Annotated in this window: 1 protein-coding gene; it reads left to right on the forward strand. The window is 43.2% G+C overall.

The genetic code is table 11. The annotated features are described in order from the left end of the window. On the forward strand, positions 1-1,166 hold a 1,166-nt coding region (locus tag AC4II3_RS27280; protein ID WP_490722960.1), incomplete at its 5' end, for a HEAT repeat domain-containing protein. Positions 1,167-1,433: the final 267 nt, after the last annotated feature.

Consider the following 1,433-nt stretch of genomic DNA (forward strand, 5'->3'; position numbering starts at 1 on the left):
TGCGAGGTGAAGCAATAGAACAGTTAGCTCAAGGTTACAAAGACCACCGAGATACCTTAGCCCTACTTCAACAATCGGCTCGCTGTGATACTCATTGGTGGGTGCGAGTTACAGCAATAGAACAGTTAGCTCAAGGTTACAAAGACCATCCAGATACCTTACCCCTACTTCAAGAATGGGCTCGCTGTGATCCTGATTCGTCGGTGCGAGGTGAAGCAATTGAACAGTTAGCTCAAGGTTACAAAGACCATCCAGATACCTTAGCCCTACTTCAAGAATGGGCTCGCTGTGATCCTGATTCGTCGGTGCGAGTTACAGCAATAGAACAGTTAGCTCAAGGTTACAAAGACCACCGAGATACCTTAGCCCTACTTCAACAATCGGCTCGCTGTGATACTCATTGGTGGGTGCGAGTTACAGCAATAGAACAGTTAGCTCAAGGTTACAAAGACCACCGAGATACCTTAGCCCTACTTCAACAATGGGCTCGCTGTGATCCTGATTCGTTGGTGCGAGATACAGCAATTGAACAGTTAGCTCAAGCTTGGCAAGACCATCGAGATGCCTTACGCCTACTTCAACAATCGGCTCGCTCTGATTTCAATTCCAGGGTGCGACTTAAAGTACTGGAACAGTTAACTCTAGGTTGGCAAAACCATCGCGATAGCATAATCCTACTTCAAGAATGGGCTAACTCTGATACTGATTCGGATCTGCGAGATCAAGTAATTGAACAGTTAATTCAAGGTTGGCAAGACCATCGCGATACCTTAGCCCTACTTCAAGAATGGGCTCGCTGTGATCCTGATTCGAGGCTGCGAGCTACAACAATTAAACAGTTAGCTCAAGGTTGGAAAGACCACCCATATATCTTACCCCTACTTGAAGAATGGGCTCGCTCTTATCACTATTCATTTGAACAGTTAGCTGAAGGTGGGCAAGACCAGCCTTGGTTATGGGAATTTTTATGCGATCGCACTCTCCATGACCCCTTTGAGCATAAGGGACAAAGGAAATACAATCCTCGAAAAATAGCTCTTGAGGCCATCCTCAAATATTATCCTAACCATTCCCAAACCCGGTCTTTATTGCAGGATAGAGCAGAGCATGACCCTGATCCTAAACTGCGGAAGTTTGCTAAGAAGAATTTAGAATTAAGAATTTAGAATTAAGAATGAATAATTTAGAATTTAGAATGAATAATTTAGAATTAAGAATTAAGAATTAAGAATTGGTAATTATACATTCAGCATTCAGCATTCAGCATTCAGCATTCAGCTTTCAGCTTTCTAAATTATCAAAAACTCAGACAGCGGTTAAATCTCATCGGGATTAATACCCATCTGTCGTAACCGTTCTGCTAATTGTTCAGCTCGTTGTTGAGCTAGTTCTTTCTGTTGGCGTTCAAGTTCAGCTCGTTGACTTTCCTGTTG

This window comes from Moorena sp., from assembly GCF_982860115.1.